At 63.2% G+C, this 18502-nt stretch carries 15 protein-coding genes; 4 read left to right on the forward strand and 11 right to left on the reverse strand.

Translation table 11 applies throughout. From position 1 onward, the window contains the following. Window positions 1-16: 16 nt before the first annotated feature. Together GDH07_RS30025 and yjiA are read left to right on the forward strand one after the other, a co-directional pair. Entirely contained in the window at window positions 17-214 is a 198-nt protein-coding gene (locus GDH07_RS30025; RefSeq protein WP_007937254.1) for a YbdD/YjiX family protein, read from the forward strand. Between the two features lie 101 nt (window positions 215-315). After that, a complete protein-coding gene (gene yjiA / locus GDH07_RS30030; protein ID WP_425502174.1) occupies window positions 316-1302 on the forward strand; it encodes a GTPase in 987 nt (328 codons plus the stop codon). Here the strand turns inward: yjiA and GDH07_RS30035 are convergent. The 7 genes from GDH07_RS30035 to GDH07_RS30065 all read right to left on the reverse strand — a co-directional run bounded on the left by GDH07_RS30035 (window position 1238) and on the right by GDH07_RS30065 (window position 11190). Then, the gene (locus tag GDH07_RS30035; protein WP_152899672.1) at window positions 1238-2014 is read right to left on the reverse strand and encodes a GntR family transcriptional regulator; all 777 of its coding nucleotides are present in this window, start codon (window positions 2012-2014) and stop codon (window positions 1238-1240) included. The two genes, yjiA and GDH07_RS30035, sit on opposite strands and share 65 nt — an antisense overlap. A gap of 36 nt (window positions 2015-2050) precedes the next feature. Beyond that, a complete protein-coding gene (locus tag GDH07_RS30040; protein WP_085597033.1) occupies window positions 2051-2764 on the reverse strand; it encodes a FadR/GntR family transcriptional regulator in 714 nt (237 codons plus the stop codon). A 75-nt stretch (window positions 2765-2839) separates the two neighbouring features. Continuing rightward, window positions 2840-4150, reverse strand: a complete 1311-nt coding sequence (locus tag GDH07_RS30045; RefSeq protein ID WP_152899674.1) for a C4-dicarboxylate transporter DctA — start codon at window positions 4148-4150, stop codon at window positions 2840-2842. A 354-nt stretch (window positions 4151-4504) separates the two neighbouring features. Then, entirely contained in the window at window positions 4505-5758 is a 1254-nt protein-coding gene (gene glyA / locus GDH07_RS30050) for a serine hydroxymethyltransferase (protein ID WP_022641112.1), read from the reverse strand. A gap of 172 nt (window positions 5759-5930) precedes the next feature. After that, complete coding sequence (locus GDH07_RS30055) at window positions 5931-9779, reverse strand: bifunctional diguanylate cyclase/phosphodiesterase (RefSeq protein ID WP_053134675.1); 3849 nt, start codon at window positions 9777-9779, stop codon at window positions 5931-5933. Between the two features lie 112 nt (window positions 9780-9891). Beyond that, window positions 9892-10503 carry a LysE family translocator gene (locus tag GDH07_RS30060; RefSeq protein WP_152899675.1) on the reverse strand — a complete coding sequence of 204 codons (612 nt, stop codon included), beginning with the start codon at window positions 10501-10503 and terminating at the stop codon, window positions 9892-9894. A 48-nt stretch (window positions 10504-10551) separates the two neighbouring features. Continuing rightward, on the reverse strand, window positions 10552-11190 hold the full coding sequence (locus tag GDH07_RS30065; protein WP_103326252.1) for an alanyl-tRNA editing protein: 639 nt from the start codon (window positions 11188-11190) through the stop codon (window positions 10552-10554). A gap of 328 nt (window positions 11191-11518) precedes the next feature. Here GDH07_RS30065 and ettA point away from each other — a divergent pair, with 328 nt between their 5' ends. Next, window positions 11519-13183 carry an energy-dependent translational throttle protein EttA gene (ettA, locus tag GDH07_RS30070; protein ID WP_031320563.1) on the forward strand — a complete coding sequence of 555 codons (1665 nt, stop codon included), beginning with the start codon at window positions 11519-11521 and terminating at the stop codon, window positions 13181-13183. A 291-nt stretch (window positions 13184-13474) separates the two neighbouring features. Then, window positions 13475-14812, forward strand: coding sequence for an NADP-specific glutamate dehydrogenase (gene gdhA, locus GDH07_RS30075; protein ID WP_085597038.1), 1338 nt, complete (start codon window positions 13475-13477; stop codon window positions 14810-14812). Between the two features lie 6 nt (window positions 14813-14818). On the opposite strand, the gene GDH07_RS30080 is transcribed toward gdhA, so the two are convergent. The 4 genes from GDH07_RS30080 to GDH07_RS30095 all read right to left on the reverse strand — a co-directional run bounded on the left by GDH07_RS30080 (window position 14819) and on the right by GDH07_RS30095 (window position 18294). Further along, window positions 14819-15301 (reverse strand): GreA/GreB family elongation factor, encoded by a 483-nt coding sequence (locus GDH07_RS30080; RefSeq protein WP_022641105.1) that lies wholly within the window; start codon window positions 15299-15301, stop codon window positions 14819-14821. Window positions 15302-15370: 69 nt separating this feature from the next. Then, a complete protein-coding gene (locus GDH07_RS30085; RefSeq protein ID WP_152899676.1) occupies window positions 15371-15727 on the reverse strand; it encodes a hypothetical protein in 357 nt (118 codons plus the stop codon). Window positions 15728-15859: 132 nt separating this feature from the next. Then, on the reverse strand, window positions 15860-17713 hold the full coding sequence (locus tag GDH07_RS30090) for an Lnb N-terminal periplasmic domain-containing protein (protein WP_022641103.1): 1854 nt from the start codon (window positions 17711-17713) through the stop codon (window positions 15860-15862). Window positions 17714-17805: 92 nt separating this feature from the next. Next, entirely contained in the window at window positions 17806-18294 is a 489-nt protein-coding gene (locus GDH07_RS30095; protein WP_022641102.1) for a DUF3015 domain-containing protein, read from the reverse strand. Between the last annotated feature and the right edge of the window lie 208 nt (window positions 18295-18502).

An 18502-nucleotide genomic window follows, 5' to 3' on the forward strand; every position in this document is an offset into this window, starting at 1 on the left:
CCCGAGGATTGCAACGATGTTCAATGACCTGAGTCGCCTCGGTAAATACCTCGGTCAGGCCGCGCGCCTGATGGTCGGCATGCCCGACTACGACAACTATGTCGAACACATGCAAACCAAGCACCCGGACAAGCCGGTGATGTCGTACGAGGCGTTCTTCCGGGAACGCCAGGAGGCACGCTACGGCGGCAAGGGCGGTCCGAAGTGCTGTTGAGGCACTGCGTTTAGGCAATACCCCGGCAGGAGCCGGCGGGCCCGACGATGGCGTTCCAAGGAGCGCTCTCGCCAGGTTCGCCGGCTCCTGCGTTTTCAGGCATGGGAGACCCTGTTTTGCACAATCCTGTTCCCGTCACCGTTCTCAGCGGTTTTCTCGGCGCCGGCAAGACCACCTTGTTGCGCCACCTGCTCAAGGCCGAGCACGGTTTGAAGATCGCCGTGATCGAAAACGAATTCAGCGACGCCGGTATCGACAGCCAGTTGCTGGGCACCGAGCCGGTTCAAGTCATGACCCTGTCCAATGGTTGTGTCTGCTGCACCATCCACACCGACCTGAGCAAGGCCCTGTACTTGCTGTTGGAGCGCCTGGACAGCGGCGAGATCGCCTTCGACCGGCTGGTGATCGAGTGCACTGGCCTGGCGGATCCGGCGCCGGTGGCGCAGACCTTCTTCATCGATGAAGAGCTGCGCGAGCGCTATATCCTCGATGGCATCATCACCCTGGTGGATGCCAAGCACGCCGAGTTCCATCTGAGCCAGACCATCGCCCAGGCGCAGATCGGCTTTGCCGACCGCTTGCTGGTGAGCAAGCGCGACCTGGTGGACCAGGACAGCTTCGAGGCCCTCTGCCAGCGCCTGACGCGGATCAACCGCCGGGCGCCGATCCATGTGGTGGATCACGGCAATATCGAGCTGGCGCAACTGCTGGATGTGCGCGGCTTCAATCTCAATGCCGACCTGGGTGGGGGCATCAGCCTGCGTCCGGTGAGCAAGGCGCCATCGGTGGATCGCATCGCCAGCCTGGTGTTGCGCACCGAGCAGGCGCTGGACCTGGAGCTCCTGAGCGAATTCATGAATGAGCTGCTGGAAGAGCACGGCCAGCAGTTGCTGCGTTACAAGGGCGTGCTGAACGTCATCGACGAACCCCGGCGCATGGTGTTCCAGGGGGTGCTCAAGCTCTACGGCTTCGACTGGGACAGCGAGTGGGCTGCAGACGAAGTTCGCGAGAGCGTGATGGTGTTCATCGCCGATGACTTGCCGGAAGAGAAGATTCGCCAGGGCTTCGCGCGGATGCTGGCCGGCTGACACGGCGCTGTGCAGCCTGCTCCTCCAGGCCCCTGAGCAAGCGCAGTTGCAGGTGTTCCAGGTGCTGTTGCATCAACGCCTCGGCCACCGTGGCGTCGGCTTCCTGCAACGCCTCGACGATGGCGGCGTGTTCCTGCCAGGCGCAATGCTGCAAGGCCTGGCCCGCCAGCTGGGCGATGGCCAGGGAGGTCAGGGGCACCAGGCTGCCGAGGAAGTTGGCCAGGGGCGCATTGCCGGCCAGTTGCGCCAGTTGCAGGTGGAACTCCCCTGACAGGCGGATGGCCGGGCCATGCCAGCCGCGTTCGATGGCCTCGCGCTCGCGGGAAACCAGTTGGTGCAAGGGCTGCAAGCGCTTGCGTGGCTGCTGGCAGGCCAGGCGCACCAGGGCGATTTCCGCCAGGCGCCGGGCGTGGAGGATCTGCCGGGTCTGCTCCAGGTCCGGTGCCGCCACCTGGGGCCGGTGGTTGGGTCGCAGGATCACTACCTGCTGGTGGGACAGGCGCGCCAGTACCTGACGCACGATACTGCGGCTGACGCCAAAGGCCTGGCCCAGGCTGTCCTCGGTGAAGCGGCTGCCGGGGGCGATGCGCTGCTCGAGAATGGCATCGAAGATCTGCGGGTAGACATCGTCCACCAACAGCTTCTTCGCACCACGTCGACGCAGGTTGGCTACCGGGGTGAAGCGAGGGTTTTCCAAGGCGTGGCTGACCATGGCCGGTCTCCGGTCCAGTTGCTGATACGGGATGGGTTACCGGGCGTCCGGGCCCAGGTGGTCGTCCGGGATGTTCAGTTCGATGCCCATGCGCTGGCCCTCCTGGAGGATGTGCCGGCGCATCTCGGCGCTGGCCTGGGCGCTGTTGCGATTGCGGATCGCCCGGACCACCGCTTCGTTTTCCTCCAGGCGTTCGGCCAGGTGCTCGGGAGACTCGCGCAGGATCCGCGCGCTCTGCCTGAGGGCGTTGCTGGTCTGCTGCACCACGTTCTGGAAGATCGGGTTGCTGGTCAGGGTGAACAGTTCTTCATGGAAAGCGATGTAGGCATTGGCCCCGGCTTCGGCGTCGCTGGCTTCCAGGGCTTCGCGCATGTCCATCAGGGTCAGGCGTAGCTGGCCGATCTCCCGGCTGCTGATGGATTGCGCCACCAGGCCGACGATGAAGGGCTCCAGGGTATAGCGCAGCTGCAATACATCCTCCAGGCTGGCGCCGGCCAGCGTGGCTTCCGGGCCCTGGAGCTCGTCCAGGGGAGCATCGAGCACCAGCACGCCCTTGCCGGGCATGGAACGCACCAGGCCCAGGGTTTCCAGGACGATCACCGCTTCACGCAGGCTGGGCCGGCTGATCCCCAGCTGTTCGGCCAGTTCACGCTGTCCGGGCAGCATATCGCCGGAGCGCCACTGGCCGCGGGCCAGGGCGGCCCGCAGCTTCTCTACCACTGAGTTCACAACTGTTGACGAGCTGATCACTGTCGACTCCATGTAAGGGGCGCGCGTTGTCGCGCGCTGATTGCTGTGCCTGGCGCGGGCCGGCACAAGGATGGATCAGAATTCCTGCTGGCTCCCGCTCGCAGCCTTGCGGGCCTGGAAACCATAGCCTTGCTGGCCGCTGAGCACCTTGTCGGCTCGCTGTAGATCGATGTCCTGTTCCCAGCGGGCGATGGCGACCGTGGCCACGCAATTGCCGATCAGGTTGGTCAGGGCCCGGCCGATGCCCATGAACCAGTCCACCGCCAGCACCAGTACCAGGCCCACCACCGGGATCGCCGGGATCGCGGTCAGGGTCGCCGCCAGGATCACCAGGGCCGAACCGGGAATGCCATGGGCGCCCTTGGAGGTGATCAGCGATACCAGCAGGATCGTCAGCAGGTCCGCCATGGACAGCGGCGTGCCGGTGGCATTGGCGATGAAGACGATGGCCAGGGTCAGGTAGATGGAGAAACCGTCGAGGTTGAACGAGTAACCGGTAGGAATCACCAGGCCCACGGTGGAACTGCCGATCCCCAGGTGTTCCAGCTTACGCATGATCTGTGGCAGTACCGCGTCCGATGACGCAGTGCCAAGGACGATCAGCAGCTCCTCGCGCAGGTACTTGAGGAAAGGCAGCATGCGCAGGCCCGACAGGCGCATCACCAGGCCCAGGATCAGTGTGACGAAAGCGATGCAGGTCAGGTAGAACAAGCCCACCAGGCTGCCCAGGTGCTGTAGCGAGTCCAGGCCGTACTTGCTGGTGGTGAAGGCAATGGCGCCGAACACGCCGATGGGCGCCAGGCGGACGATCATGCCCATGATGCGGAAGATCACGTGGCTCAGTTCGTTGATCAGGCGCGAGATCCCCGAGGCGGCTTCGCCTACCAGGTTCAGCGCGCTACCGAACAGCACCGAGAACAGCAGCACCTGGAGGATGTTGTTCTCGGCGAAGGCACCGAGCACCGAGGAGGGGATCAGGTCCATGAGGAACTGGGTGGTGGTGTGCATATGCTCGCTGCGCTGGGCGATATCGCCCATGTCGGCGGGAGACAGCTGCTCCAGGTGGATGTTGGCGCCGCTGCCGATGCCGGTGCTGAAGGCCATGACCAGGCCGATCACCAGGGCCAGGGTGGTGAGTATTTCGAAGTAGATCACTGATTTCAGGCCGATGCGGCCGACCTTCTTCAGGTCGCCGGCGCAGGAGATACCGCTGACCACCACGCAGAACACGATGAGGCCGATGAGCATCTTGATCAGCTTGATGAAGGCATCGCCCAGGGGTTTGAGTTGCGAGGAGTATTCGGGGAGGGTGAGGCCGCACACGATGCCGAGCAACAGCCCGAGCACCACTTGGAGGAAGATCGAACGCGAGCACCATTTGAGCATGGGAGGAGTCCTGGTCGGTGTCCGGCCTGCCGTGCATTCGAGACGCAGCGGGTGGCGGACTTAATTATTGTGGTCTTACCGGTTTGTCCAGTGCAGGCGCAGTCTACGCTCGGTTTTTTTGGGTTTACAAGAGGGATCGGGAAAATTGGCTTAACCGGTCTGACCAGTGGCCTTGCGCCGTCTACCCGGGCTTTCGGCCTGGTGGCTTTCAGGAGCCGTGCAAGGTCCATTGCAGAGCCTTGGAGGTTTTTTGCGGGGCGCGTTACCGCCTGCATTAGCCGTTAGAGGGAGTTTTCTGCAGGCATGAAAAAGCCCGGCGCCAGGCCGGGCTTTTCTGTTGCGGTGCGGTGCTGATTAAGCGCCGTACACCGGCAGTTTCTTGCAGATGGCCTTGACCTTCTCACGTACGGCGTCGATCACCGCTTCGTTGTTCAGGTCAGCCAGGATGTCGCAGATCCAGCCGGCCAGTTCGCGGCACTCGGCTTCCTTGAAGCCACGGGTGGTCACGGCTGGAGTACCGAAGCGCAGGCCGGAGGTGACGAACGGCGAGCGTGGGTCGTTTGGCACGGAGTTCTTGTTCACGGTGATGAAGGCCTTGCCCAGGGCGGCGTCGGCATCTTTACCGGAGATGTCCTGCTTGATCAGCGACAGCAGGAACAGGTGGTTTTCAGTACCGCCGGAAACCACGTCGAAACCGCGCTCGATGAACACGCTGGCCATGGCCTGGGCGTTCTTCACCACTTGCTGCTGGTAGGTCTTGAACTCAGGCTGCAGGGCTTCCTTGAAGCAGATGGCCTTGGCGGCGATCACGTGCTCCAGCGGGCCACCCTGGGCGCCAGGGAATACGGCGGAGTTCAGCTTCTTCTCGATGTCGGCGTTGGCGCGAGCCAGGATCAGGCCGCCACGTGGACCGCGCAGGGTCTTGTGGGTAGTGGTGGTCACCACGTCGGCGAACGGCACTGGGTTCGGGTACACGCCAGCGGCTACCAGGCCGGCCACGTGGGCCATGTCGACGAACAGGTAGGCACCGACCTTGTCGGCGATTTCGCGAAAGCGTGGGAAGTCCAGGATCTGCGAGTAGGCGGAGAAGCCGGCGACGATCATCTTCGGCTTGTGCTCGACCGCCAGGCGCTCGACTTCGTCGTAGTCGATCAGGCCGTTGGCGTCGATGCCGTACTGCACGGCGTTGTACAGCTTGCCGGAGGAGGAAACCGCAGCACCGTGGGTCAGGTGGCCGCCGTGGGCCAGGCTCATGCCCAGGATGGTGTCGCCGCCTTGCAGCAGGGCCAGGTAGACCGCAGCGTTGGCCTGGGAGCCGGCGTGTGGCTGGACGTTGGCGTAATCGGCACCGAACAGCTCCTTGGCTCTGTCGATCGCAAGCTGCTCGACCACGTCGACGTACTCGCAACCACCGTAGTAGCGCTTGCCTGGGTAGCCTTCGGCGTATTTGTTGGTCAGTACCGAGCCTTGAGCTTCCATCACCGCTGGGCTGGTGTAGTTTTCCGAAGCGATCAGCTCAATGTGCTCTTCCTGGCGCTGAGCTTCTTGCTCCATGGCGGCAAAGAGATCTGCGTCGTACTTGGCAATAGTCAAATCACGGCTGAACATGGCGGTCCTCAAGGATCGGGGGGCAGAAAAGGCAGGCATTCTAACCCAATGGGTTTTGGATGGCATATGAAAGGACATCATGTCGCACAGAAGCCGCATTCAAGTGACGAGCTGCAAGCTGCAAGCGGATCGCTTTCCCTTGCGATTGGCTGCTTGTAGCTTGCCGCTGCCGCTAGTCGAACATGAACAAGGCGTCGTTGCTGAATTGCGCTTCGAAGCGGTTGGCCGGCATCGGCCGTCCGAACAGGTAGCCCTGGACTTCGTCGCAGCCGTGCTCGCGCAGGAAGTCCAGCTGTTCGTGGGTCTCTACCCCTTCGGCGATCACCGCCAGGTTCAGGCTGTGGGCCATGGCGATGATGGCGCGGGCGATCTGCGCGTCCTGCTCGCCGGACGGCAGGCCGTCGACGAAGGTGCGGTCGATCTTCAGTACGTCGATGGGGAACTGCTTGAGGTAGTTCAGCGATGAATAGCCTGTGCCGAAGTCGTCTACCGCGATGCTCAGGCCCAGGTTCTTCAGGCCGTCGAGGATCTGCATCGCCTCGCTGACCTCGCGCATCAGGATGCTCTCGGTCAGTTCCAGCTCCAGGCACGCCGGCGGCAGGCCGGTGTCCCGGAGAATGGTGGCAATGCGCATGCCCAACTGGCCGTCGGAGAATTGCCGGGCCGAAATGTTCACCGAAACCTTCGGTACCCGCACCTTGGCCACATGCCAGGCCTTGAGCTGGCGACAGGCTTCGCTGATCACCCAGTCGCCGACGTCCACCACCAGCCCCAGCTCCTCCAGCACCGGAATGAAGTCGCCCGGCGGCACCAGGCCACGGCGTGGATGGCGCCAGCGCAGCAGGGCCTCGGCACCGGTCAGGCGCTTGCCATCGCCGCTGAACTGCGGTTGGTAGTAGAGCACGAACTCCTGCTGCTCCAGGGCATGGCGCAGGTCGCTTTCCAGTTCCAGGCGTTCCAGGGCGCTGGCGTTCATGTCCGCCTGGTAGAACTGGAAGTTGTTCTTGCCGCGTTCCTTGGCGTGGTACATCGCGGTGTCGGCGTTCTTCATCAGCTGGCTCAGTTCGTTACCGTCCTGGGGGCTCAGGGCGATGCCGATGCTGGCGGTGACGAAGAACTCCCGGCCTTCGAGGACGAAGGGTTTGACCAGGCTGGCGAGGATCTGCTCGGCGACGTGGATCGCCCGGTTCAGGGCGATTTCCCGGCTGGCGCGGGGTTGCAGCAGCAGGGTGAACTCGTCGCCGCCCATGCGCGCCACGGTGTCGTCATCGTCGACGCAACCCAGCAGGCGGACGGCCATCTCCTTGAGCATGCGGTCGCCGGCGGCGTGGCCCAGGGAGTCGTTGATCGGCTTGAAGCGATCGAGGTCGAGGAACATCAGCACCACCCAGGACTTCTGCCGCTCCGCCGATTGCAGCGCGGTATGCAGGCGGTCCTGGAACAGCGTGCGGTTGGGCAGGTGGGTCAGGGCGTCGTAGTAGGCCAGGCGGTGGATCCGCTGTTCGCTGGCCTTGCGCTCGCTGATGTCGCTGAAGAAGCACACGTAGCTGGCCAGGTCGCCTTCGTCGTCGAGCACGGCGGTGATCCCGACCCAGGCCGGATAGTGCTCGCCATCACGGCGCTTGAGCCAGACTTCGCCTTCCCAGGTGCTGTGCTGGTTCAACTGCTTGATCACGTAGCGCAGGTGGGCTTCCTGCTGTTCATCCACGGTGAGCATGTTCGGCAGTTGGTCCAGCACCTGGGATACGGCGTAGCCGCTGACCCGGCTGAAGGCCTCGTTGGCCTGGACGATGTAGCCCGCCGGGTCGGTGATGAGAATCGCCGAGGTCGAGTGCTCGAATACCGTGGCCGCCATGCGCAGGTCTTTTTCCGCCCGGCGTTGCTGGCTGATATCGCGGCCGACCCCGAGCACGCCTTCGAAGGCGCCGTGTTCGTCCCAGACCAGCACCAGGCGCAGTTCGATGGGGATCTTGCGGCCATCGGCCCGCAGGCAGTCGAACAGGAACAGTTGGGTCTGCACCTGGCTGCGCAGTTGTGCCAGTTGCTCGGGTTTGTCCAGGGCCTTGCTGACCCGGTCCATCAGCACGTAGATGCCGGTCAGCTGCTGCGGGTTGGCGATGGTCGACTGCCAGCCGTTCTGGAACACCCACTCCACGTCGTAGCCGAGCACCGACTGCACCGATGGGCTGACGTAGTTCAGCGAGAGCTTGTTGTCGGTGGAGAAGATCACGTCGCTGATGCTCTCGGCGAGCATGCGGTAGCGCTGTTCGCTGTCGCGCAGGGATTCGCTGGCCTCGATCTGGTCGGTGATGTCCTTGGCCACGCCGATGATGCGTGTCACCTGGTCATAACGGTCCCGGGCCAGGGCCTGTTCGCGGATCTCGAAGCGCCGCCATTGGCCGCTGCGATGGCGGAAGCGCAACTGGCACTGCAGGAGCTGGGCATAACCGGAATGTCGCTGGTCCTGGCGCAGTTGGTGATAGAGGTCGGCATCCTCGGGGTTGAGCAGGATCTCCCAGAAGTACTCGCCCATCTGTTGCAGTTCGGTCCTGTTGTAGCCCAGGGTCTGTCCCAGATGGTGGTTGCTGAAGATCATCCGCTGGCTGATCACGTCCTGCACGTACAGGTGATCGGGCACGGTCCGCACCACGTCCGACCAGAAGCCCTCGCGCTCCAGCAACGACAGTTCGATCAGCTTGCGGCTGGTGATGTCGCTGATGCTGAGGATCACCGCCCTGAAGTCGTCGGGCTGTTCCGGCAGGCGCATCACCAGCCACAGGTGCTGATCATTGCCTTGGGCGTCGCTGAGCTTGATCTCCAGTTCCAGCTGCTTGTGCTGGTTGACCAGGGCCTCGAGCAACTGGCCGCCGATGGCGCTGCCGGGATTCGGGCTGCCTTCGATCAGCAATTGCCAGGCTTCGTCGCCGGAGTGGACGTTGAGCAGGCTCAGGGCGACCTGGTTGACTTCGGTGATGCGCAGTTCCTGGAGCAATTGGCGGTATTGCTCCGCATGACCGTCCTGCCAGCGCTTGAGCTGGTTGAGCGAATGCAGGTGGTGTTTCTCCAGCAGGCCTGGCAGGCCGGAGATGTCCAGCACGCAGAGGGCCACTCCGGTGCCCTCGAAAATGTCCTGGTAGCGGCGCCGGCCCTCGTGCAGTTGGCGCTGGCGCCGACGGATGTTGAGCAGGGCGATCACCGGCAGCAAGGAGAAGGCCAGCCCCAGCAGGCACTTGCCGATGAAGGCCGGCAGCAGTTCCTCGAGTACCGCACGCTGGTCGAACAAACCGCGCAATTGCCAGTCGCTGTTGCCCAGGGGCAACAGCAGCACGCTGCTGGCCATTTCGTCGGGGTCGAGCATGCCCGGGGTCGGGGTGCTGCGCTCGTCACGCTTGATCACCTGGCGGCTCAGGCGGTTCTCGATCACCCAGCTCGGCTTGAAGCCGTCTTCGCTCTGGCGCACCAGGCTCTGCAGGAAGCTTGGCGCCATGCGCAGGATCCAGTAGCCACGGGTCGAGCCACTGGCCTGGTGCAGTAGTACGTGCACCACCGAGCCGTCGGCGGGGTTGCTGTAATAGAAGCGCTGCGAGCGGCTGCGCTGCACCAGTTCGGCGAGCCACACGGCATCCTGGCTGCCCTCGGCGGTGTCGCTGATGATTTCGCCCTGGGCATCGAGCAGCGCGAAGCTGCGCACATCCGGCAGGGAACGCTGGAGCTTCTCCAGCAGTTGCTGTTGTTGCTGGTTGTTCTGGGGGGCTTCGACGATCGGCAGCAGGTTGAGGGCGATCTGCGCATTGAGCGCCAGGTTCAGGCTCAGGTGGTCGGCGAGGTCGGCGCTGTAGTCGATGGCATGCTGGCGTTGGTCGTGGCGAGCCTGTTGCAGTTGGTCGAGCAACTGCCAGAACAGCAGGGCCAGGAGCAGCAGCACCAGGGTCGCCAGTGCGCCTTTGAGGGTGCCGCGCAAAGGAGGGGCCGACACAGGGGCTTTAGCGCGCGCTGGCTGTGGCGAAGTAACGTTGGACAAGCTGTGATCCTGCGGTTTGGCTGGGCTGGCGCGACGTGCACTATAAGCCGGACGCCCGAAGGGCGGCTAGCATGCCTTGAGTTGTGGCAAAGTGCCAGACCCGCCTGGCCGACTAGAGAGCCAGCCTGCTATCGAGCTGCAAATCCGCCAGCCGCCAGAGAATGGCTAGCGCGAAGCAGCAGATCACCACCGAGGCCGTGCGGTTGATGGCGTGGGGCGTCAACCAGGCGTGGCCGCTGCGCTTGATCCGGGCACCGAACAGCACCCAGGCGCAACCCACCGGGATCACCACCGCGGTGAACTGTGCGACGAAATGCAGGTACGGCTCGAAATCGGCGAAGGTCTGCAGCGGGACAATGAACGACACCACCAGCAAGCCCTTGGGATTGATCAGGGTCAGCAGGAAAAAATGCCTTCGGGACACCAGGCTCTCCGGTGAACCCGGCAGGCCGCCGTCGGGCCTGCGCCAGAGCAGGTACGAGGTCCTGGCCAGGTAGCCGATCGAAACCAGCTGCATCAACTGCAGGCACCAGGGGGCGCCATCGCCGATATGACCCAGCAGGTAACCCCAGAAGGAGATCTGCAACAGGTAGGCCAGCCATTCCAGCAGGCTCAAGGGCCAGGCGCGCCTGAAACCGTTGAGTGCCCCCGAGCGCAACAACAGGGTGTTGGTCGGGCCCGGCATCAGCAGCAACAGTCCGAGTGCGGACATGATGTTCAGCATGCAAGCGGTTTCCTCTGAGTCCACCGGGCCACGAACGACTGGCGGCGGCTAATCCACCAGGTAGATCTCGACGCGCTCCTTGTGCGCCCCGATGTTGTTGCGCTTGAGGCGAATCCGCCCGACTTCGCCAGTCCTGCGCAGGTGCGTACCACCGCAGGGCACCTGGGAAAAGCCCTCGATGAGCCAGCAACGGCGCAGATGCTCGGTATCGGTAAAGCGACTTTCGATCGGCAGGTCGGCCGCCACCAGCCGTTCGACCTCGGCGAGGATCTCGGGAAAGTACTGGCTGATGCTGCCGTCCATGGTGAAGTCGATACGTGCCTTGGCCTGGCCTATATGGGCGCCGATCTTATCCAGCCCGGGGAATTTCTTGTAGAACAGCTCCAGGACGATTTCGGCGGCGAAGTGCAGCCGCATCAGGGCGTAGCGCCGTGGCCAGTCGATTTGCACATTGACCAGGTCGCCCACGGCGAAGTCCGGCGCCGAGGCCAGCCGATAGACGATGTGTTCGCCGACGACCGTGGCCTGGGTGACCTGGATGCGATCGATGGTGCCCTGGTCCGACTCCTGGCCGCCGGACTCGGCGAAGAAGATCGTCGGGCTGATCATGACGTCGGATCCTTCGACACTCAGCACGCGAGCATCCAGGGAGGTGAGGTAGGGAGTACTCCAGAAGGCACGTTCCATATGGCTTGTCTGTCTTGTTCCATGGAGAGGGGCGAAAGGTAGCGTAGAAGCATTGGAGAGCGCTTTCGAGGAAAACTGACCGCCGGCCGGGTAGTGGCCCGATGGCAGGCTCATGCCCGAGCTTGCCCGTGGCCTTGTTTCTACAAGCTCTTGGGCTATTGGCGGAGGGCTTGTGCCACAGGGGCTGCAGCAAGAAAAAGCGCGGCTGAAGCTCCCGGCGGTCTGCCCGCCGTCGCTCAGTTAGGTTAACCTTGAAGGTTGGGAGTGCTGTGTATCGCACCACGAGGCTTAGCAGGCCTGTTTTCACCTTTTTCACGAGGTCCATATTTTGGCTCAATACGTTTTCACCATGCATCGGCTGGGCAAGGTCGTTCCGCCGAAGCGGGAAATCCTGAAAAACATCTCCCTGTCCTTCTTCCCCGGAGCCAAGATCGGCGTACTGGGCCTCAACGGTTCGGGTAAGTCCACGCTGCTGAAGATCATGGCTGGCGTCGATACCGAATTCGAAGGTGAAGCACGGCCGATGCCGGAGCTGAACATCGGCTACCTGCCCCAGGAGCCACAGCTGGACCCGTCCAAGACCGTGCGTGAAGTGGTCGAGGAAGCGGTCAGCGTGATCAAGGACGCCCAGGCCCGCCTGGACGAGGTCTATGCTGCCTACGCCGACCCTGATGCCGACTTCGACAAGCTGGCCGCCGAACAGGCCAAGCTGGAGGCCATCCTGCAGGCCAGCGACGGCCACAACCTGGAGCGCCAGCTGGAAGTCGCCGCCGATGCCCTGCGCCTGCCAGCCTGGGACGCCCGCGTCGAGCACCTGTCCGGTGGTGAAAAACGCCGCGTGGCCCTGTGCCGCCTGCTGCTGTCGGCCCCCGACATGCTGCTGCTCGACGAACCGACCAACCACCTGGACGCCGACTCGGTGGCCTGGCTGGAGCACTTCCTGCACGACTTCCCGGGCACCGTGGTAGCCATTACCCACGACCGTTACTTCCTCGACAACGTCGCTGGCTGGATCTTGGAACTGGACCGTGGCGCGGGCATCCCGTACGAAGGCAACTACTCCGGCTGGCTGGAGGCCAAGTCGGCGCGTCTGGCCCAGGAATCCAAGCAGCAGTCGGCCCACGAGAAGGCCATGAAGGAAGAGCTGGAGTGGGTGCGCAAAGGCGCCAAGGCCCGCCAGTCCAAGTCCAAGGCCCGTCTGCAGCGTTTCGAGGAAATGCAGTCCCAGGAATTCCAGAAGCGCAGCGAGACCAACGAGATCTACATCCCGGCCGGTCCGCGCCTGGGCGACAAGGTCATCGAGTTCAAGAACGTCACCAAGGGTTATGGAGATCGCGTGCTGATCGACAACCTGTCGTTCTCCATGCCCAAGGGCGCCATCGTCGGCGTGATCGGCGGCAACGGCGCCGGTAAGTCGACCCTGTTCCGCATGCTGATGGGCAAGGAGACTCCGGACTCGGGCAGCATCGAGATCGGCGAAACCGTGCAGCTGGCCTGCGTGGACCAGAGCCGCGAGGACCTGGATGGCAGCAAGACCGTGTTCCAGCAGATCTCCGACGGTTCCGACCAGATCCGCATCGGCAACTACGAGATCCCGTCGCGCACCTATGTCGGCCGTTTCAACTTCAAGGGCGGCGACCAGCAGAAGTTCGTCAAGGACCTTTCCGGTGGTGAACGTGGCCGTCTGCACCTGGCCCTGACCCTGAAGGAGGGTGGTAACGTCCTGCTGCTCGACGAACCGTCCAACGACCTCGACGTCGAGACCCTGCGTTCCCTGGAGGAAGCCCTGCTGGACTTCCCTGGCGCCGCCATCGTGATTTCCCACGATCGCTGGTTCCTGGACCGCGTGGCCACCCACATCCTGGCCTACGAGGATGATTCCCAGGCAGTATTCTTCGAAGGCAACTACACCGAGTACGAAGCCGACCGCAAGAAGCGCCTGGGCGAAGCCGCGGCGCAACCGCACCGTGTACGGCACAAGAAGCTGGCCTGATCGGCTCGCTGCTGGAGAAAAACGGAGCCCACTGGGCTCCGTTTTTTTATGCCTGGAGAATGTATCGGCGGGGTAATTTCCCGGCTGTGGAGCACGTTCAAAGTGAGTGCAAAGCTGCGGCGTTTTGTCACCAATCCAGTGCGTACGAAGCCCGCAGATCGGGTCGATTTATATTTTTTGCACCATTTAAATTCATAACTGCGACATTTTGCTCTGTCCCAGTGCAGATTGAATTGCTAAAGTCCCTGGCAAATCTCCCCCTTAACGACAATAAATCCGCCGAGACTTTCCATGATCGAATCCGTCGAAGACTTCCTCGCCCGCCTGAAAAAGCGCGATCCGGACCAGCCAGAATTCCACCAGGCGGTGGAGGAGGTACTGCGTAGCCTATGGCCGTTTCTCGAAGCCAACCCGCATTACCTGGAGTCCGGGATTCTGGAGCGGATTTGCGAGCCGGAACGTGCCGTGGTGTTTCGTGTGTCCTGGGTCGACGACCAGGGCAAGGTTCGGGTCAACCGTGGTTTCCGCATCCAGATGAACAGCGCCATAGGTCCCTACAAGGGCGGCCTGCGCTTCCATCCGTCGGTGAACATGGGCGTGCTGAAGTTCCTGGCTTTCGAGCAGACCTTCAAGAACTCCCTCACTTCCCTGCCCATGGGCGGCGGCAAGGGCGGCTCGGACTTCAACCCCAAGGGCAAGAGCGATGCCGAAGTCATGCGCTTCTGCCAGGCCTTCATGAGCGAGCTGTACCGGCACATCGGTGCGGACGTGGACGTGCCGGCCGGGGATATCGGTGTCGGTGCCCGGGAAATCGGCTTCCTGTTCGGCCAGTACAAACGCCTGAGCAATCAGTTCACCTCGGTGCTCACCGGCAAGGGCATGAGTTACGGCGGTAGCCTGATTCGCCCGGAAGCCACGGGCTTTGGCTGCGTGTACTTCGCCGAGGAAATGCTCAAGCGGCGTGACGACCGGGTCGAAGGCAAGCGCGTGGCGATCTCCGGCTCCGGCAACGTGGCGCAATACGCCGCCCGCAAGGTTATGGACCTGGGCGGCAAGGTGATCTCGTTGTCGGACTCCGAAGGCACCCTGTACTGCGAGCCCGGCTTGAGCGAAGAACAATGGCAAGCGGTGCTGGAGCTCAAGAACGTCCAGCGTGGGCGCATCAGCGAACTGGCCAGCCGCTTCGGCCTGGAGTTCCGTGCCGGCAAGACGCCATGGGACCTGCCTTGCGATATCGCACTGCCTTGCGCCACCCAGAACGAGCTGGACGCCGAGGCGGCCCGCACGCTGCTGCGCAATGGCTGCATCTGTGTCGCCGAGGGCGCCAACATGCCCACGACCCTGGAGGCTGTGGATATCTTCATCGACGCTGGCATCCTGTTCGCCCCGGGCAAGGCCTCCAACGCCGGTGGGGTGGCGGTGAGCGGGCTGGAAATGTCGCAGAACGCCATGCGCCTGCTGTGGACCGCCGGCGAAGTGGACAGCAAGCTGCACGCCATCATGCAGTCGATCCACCATGCCTGCGTGCATTACGGTGAAGAAAACGGCCGGATCAACTACGTCAAGGGCGCCAACATCGCCGGGTTCGTCAAGGTGGCCGATGCCATGCTGGCCCAGGGCGTGGTCTGAATCGGTTCAGGCCGGTTCGATGCCGATGACCTCGATCAAGCGGTCGCCCGCCGGCCGCTGCCACAAGACCTCGTCCCCGAGACGCGCGCCCAGCAAGGCGCGACCCAGGGGCGAGGCCCAGTTCACCAGGCCCCTGGCGACATCGGCCTGGTCCTCGCCGACCAGTTGCACACTCTTTTGGTCGCCTGTTTCATCCACATAAGTCACCCGGCTGCCAATCTGTACCCGGTCGGTGGCGCTCGCCTGTACCACCTGGGCGCTGTGCAGGCGCTGGGTGAAGTAGCGCAGGTCCCGCTCCAGCTCCGCCAGGCGCTGGGGATCGCCGGCATCTTGCAGCCCGCGCTGCTGGTGCTGTAGCTGCGCAACCTTGTCCTGGAGCTCCACCAGCCCCTGTGGCGTAACGTAGTTGGGCTGGCTGCTGACCTGGCGCTCCACCGGCTGTGCGGCTTGGGCGGCGGCCTGGTCTTCGTTGACGAAAGCACGACTCATGGCGGTTTTCCCTGGTTGGGGTTGGCCATGGTGGCAGGTCCCAGGCCTGGAGCAATGCCTGAAAGCGACCTATTGCGAACGATAGGCCCGGGCGGCATCGCGATCCTTCTCCTGCTGCCAGGCCCGCTCACGCTCATCCCAGTGGCGCTGGCGATACTGTTCGCGGTCCTGGTTCTCCAGCATGGCCTGGCACTGGCGGAAGCCGTCGCTCCAGCCCTCGGCGTATTGCGCATCCTTGAGATAGCGGGGGACGTCCTTGCGAAACTCTCCACTGATGGAGCCGGCTGCCTGTCGGCCGCTGACACAGCCGTCGTCGAAACCATCGGCAAAGGCCGGTGGATAACCCTGCTTGAGCAAGTACTGGTGATTCGATTCGCAACCACCGAGCAGCACCGGCAACAGCACGACCCACGCATAACGCCACATCGCCAACCCCTCGCATATTCATGGGGGAAGTCTAGATGGGCATTTGTCGCCGAGCGGTGAAAGGTGGGTGAGCATCTCGTTTATCCGTGGCTGCTGCAGCCTGCGGGGCGCAGGCTGCAGCTCATCACAGGACTAGTAGTGGTACCACTTGAGTTCGAGCATGACTTCATTGACCGGGCTGGCCAGCTGGCTGAACTCGCGCTGGGCGCTCAGGCGCAGGCCCAGGTTGCGTGACAGCTCCCATTGCTGGTTGAGGCTCAGGCTGCGGCGGACTTCGCCGTTGGTGAAGTAGTCGCCCTTGGCTTCGAGGCTGAAGTTACCCAGGGGGTTTTTCCAGAGGATGCCGGAGTCGAAGCCGGCCGCCGGAGCGATGAAGCCGGCGAAGTCGGCATTGTGTTCCACCCGTACCGTGCCCAGGACAAAGCCCAGGGTGTCCTCGCCCAATTGCCAGGTACCACCGGCACCCCCGTTGACGTGGCTGACCAGGGTTTCATCGTCGTGCTTGCCAGGTACCCGCTCCAGGCCACCGGTGACTTGCCAGGACCATGGCTGCAGCAACTCGTTGCGTGGGGTCAGGGAGCGGATGGTCGCCAGGTCCAGCTGTTGCAGCTGCCAGTGGTTGCCTTCGTACTGGCGCAGTTTCATCTGCAGGATCTCGATCTGCGCTCCGAGGGGGAAACCTTCGGCGTTGTCGTTGAGATCGTGATAAGCCATGCGCAGGCCGTATTCGGCGAAGGCCTTGTCGTCCCGCGTGCCGACGCCGAGCTGCCAGGTCCGGGACTGGTGGCCGTCCTCAGGCAGACCCGGACGCTGGATCTGCAGCTCCGGCGCCGGGTTCTGGTTGATGGCCTTGAGCAGCTCGAAGCTGCGCTGCGAGCGTTCGGCGTCGCGCTCCTGGCCGTTGGCCCGATAGCGTTCCAGGCGGTAGGCCGCGTCGACGATCAGGGCCTGGCGATCCCGGGGCATGGCCTTGAACCCGGGGTCTTGCAGTTGTTTCTGGTCGGCGCTGACCTTGAGTACCCACTGCTGTTCTTCATGGCTCAAGGGCTGGGCGCGGCTGAGCAGCTCGCGCTCGCGGGACGGACGGTAGTCGATGCGCTCCACCAGCCCGGCGTCCTTGACAGCCTTGACCGTGTCGGTGGGGATCGCGGTGAGCGGGAACTGGCCGGTCAGGCGCAGGCTCGGGCGGGCGACCTGGAGCAGTTCCAGCAAGCGGTAGGAGCAGTTCTCGTCGAAGAAGAAGTAGTCGAACTTGATCTGCTTCAGTTCCCAGACATGCTCCACCATGCGCTCGGTTTCTTCCTGGGTCAGGTTCAGCCGGTACTCCCACAGGTCGCGGTTCTCCAGGCTGCGGTATTCCGCCAGCTTCTCCTGGTAGGGAACCAGGGCGAACAGCCCGGGATAGCCGCCCATCAGGCCTTTCCAGGCATAGAGGATGCTGTTGTCCGAACCTTCGATATAGGCGCCGAAGTTGATCGCGTAGCTGAGCAGGGCGGTGTGGTTGCTCTGCACGTCTGCCTGGTCGATACGCAGCAAGGTGTGGCCGAACATCGACGAAGGGCTGTTGAGGTAGGCCGCCGGGAAGATCATCACCGTGCTGTGGGGGGCGACGTCCTTGAACCATTGGCTGAACTCGTTGCACTGGACCGCAGGCAGGTCGTTGAGCCCCAGCTGCGCCTTGAGCCAGCGGGTGCGGGCCGGGTAGACGCACTGGGCATGGCGTTCGCCGGTGCTGGCTGGAGCATAGAGAGCATCGAGGGTCGCACTCAGCTCGGCATCGGGATGATGGGCGCCGTCGGCGGCGAGGAAGAAGCGTGGATCGCTGACATAGCTGCGCCAGCCGCCGAGCTTGGCGGTCTCGTAGTGGCCGATGGAGATCCAGAAGGGGTCGTTGGCCAGTTGCTGCAAACGTTGTGAGTCAATGTGGGGCGCGGCGTACAGCGGGGCGCAGGCACAGAGCGCCAGGTAGGCAAGGCGTTTGAGCATGGTGGGCAACTTGAGTCGGAAATACAAAAGCCCGGAAGGGGCAGGATCAGAAAGAAAAACCCGCTCCCCGAAAGGAGCGGGCGGGGGCCGGCTTAGGCTGGAGTGGCGTACTTGGCCAGGCGAGCATCGCCTTTGAGTACGGCCAGGGTGTTGGTATGCACGTCTTCGGCGGTCACGTCGGCCTTGCTGAAGATCTGCTGGAAGTGTTCATGGGTAACCGCGGCGAAGTGCGCACGGTCTTCTGGAGCTACACCCAGGACTACGGCGTAGGTGGTCAGGGCTTCGCCCTGGCCCTTGGCCATGTCTTCGGACAGCTCGTTCATCATGCCGTTCATGGCGAACCAGGATTTGCCACCGTAGGTCAGGGCGGCGTTGGTGGAGCAGCCGTTGGTGCCGGAGGTCATGCCGAAAGTGGCGTTGCCGGAGGTACCGTTAGTGGTGGAAGCCAGGAAGTGGGCAGGAGTGCCGCGCTGGCCTTTGAACAGCATGTTGCCCCAACCGCAGTCCGGGCCACCTGGCGCTTGGGCCATGGCGTTCAGGGAGACGGCGGTGAAGAGAGTACCGAGAAGAATCCGTTTCATAGCGTTGTTCTCTTTGTGCATACCAATAATGGACAGGGAGGTTGGTCCGTGCTGGCACCAGGGGACCGGTTATTTATCCGGTCGCGCAGGTTGGAGTTTAGGCAGATTCCATCGGTTCCGTAAGTATTTACAACGCGATACTGGAAATGCCAGGTGGCCCCTGGCATGGGGGGACAGGCTACGGCTCGTCCCTGTTCGGCCATCAGGC

It is taken from the genome of Pseudomonas piscis (assembly GCF_009380155.1).
GTDB classification, from domain to species: Bacteria; Pseudomonadota; Gammaproteobacteria; order Pseudomonadales; family Pseudomonadaceae; genus Aquipseudomonas; species Aquipseudomonas piscis.

Coding starts and splice junctions, on each gene's coding strand:
- GDH07_RS30025 (WP_007937254.1), top strand. CDS start 17: ATGTTCAATGACCTGAGTCGCCTCGGTAAATACCTCGGTCAGGCCGCG.
- yjiA (WP_425502174.1), top strand. CDS start 316: ATGGGAGACCCTGTTTTGCACAATCCTGTTCCCGTCACCGTTCTCAGC.
- GDH07_RS30035 (WP_152899672.1), bottom strand. CDS start 2,014: ATGGTCAGCCACGCCTTGGAAAACCCTCGCTTCACCCCGGTAGCCAAC.
- GDH07_RS30045 (WP_152899674.1), bottom strand. CDS start 4,150: ATGCTCAAATGGTGCTCGCGTTCGATCTTCCTCCAAGTGGTGCTCGGG.
- glyA (WP_022641112.1), bottom strand. CDS start 5,758: ATGTTCAGCCGTGATTTGACTATTGCCAAGTACGACGCAGATCTCTTT.
- GDH07_RS30060 (WP_152899675.1), bottom strand. CDS start 10,503: ATGCTGAACATCATGTCCGCACTCGGACTGTTGCTGCTGATGCCGGGC.
- GDH07_RS30065 (WP_103326252.1), bottom strand. CDS start 11,190: ATGGAACGTGCCTTCTGGAGTACTCCCTACCTCACCTCCCTGGATGCT.
- gdhA (WP_085597038.1), top strand. CDS start 13,475: ATGATCGAATCCGTCGAAGACTTCCTCGCCCGCCTGAAAAAGCGCGAT.
- GDH07_RS30080 (WP_022641105.1), bottom strand. CDS start 15,301: ATGAGTCGTGCTTTCGTCAACGAAGACCAGGCCGCCGCCCAAGCCGCA.
- GDH07_RS30085 (WP_152899676.1), bottom strand. CDS start 15,727: ATGTGGCGTTATGCGTGGGTCGTGCTGTTGCCGGTGCTGCTCGGTGGT.
- GDH07_RS30090 (WP_022641103.1), bottom strand. CDS start 17,713: ATGCTCAAACGCCTTGCCTACCTGGCGCTCTGTGCCTGCGCCCCGCTG.
- GDH07_RS30095 (WP_022641102.1), bottom strand. CDS start 18,294: ATGAAACGGATTCTTCTCGGTACTCTCTTCACCGCCGTCTCCCTGAAC.